Origin of the sequence: Virgibacillus sp. 7505 (assembly GCF_002272135.1) — a bacterium.
Classification (GTDB): domain Bacteria; phylum Bacillota; class Bacilli; order Bacillales; family Amphibacillaceae; genus Terribacillus.
Window position 1 is genome coordinate 1 of the sequence record NZ_NPBF01000297.1, and the last position, 239, is coordinate 239.

Below are 239 nucleotides of genomic sequence, written 5' to 3' on the forward strand. Positions count from 1 at the left end.
CGGGCAGGCATGAATATTCATTATTGGAAAACGGACAAATTTAAAACCGTTACATTTTTACTAATGGCTAAAGCGCCATTGAATGAACGTACATTGACAGCAAGAGCACTTATACCTTCTATTTTGCAAAGTGGCACTAAAAACTATAGCAATCGCAAACAACTTAGGCGCAAACTTGATGATATGTATGGAGCGATTTTAACGGGCGATGTTCAAAAAAAAGGCGAGCAGCATGTGCT

1 pseudogene is annotated in these 239 nt (G+C 38.9%); it reads left to right on the forward strand.

Annotated features, from left to right (window positions below):
* Window positions 1-239, forward strand: a pseudogene (locus CHH91_RS19035) (EF-P 5-aminopentanol modification-associated protein YfmF); the annotation flags it as partial.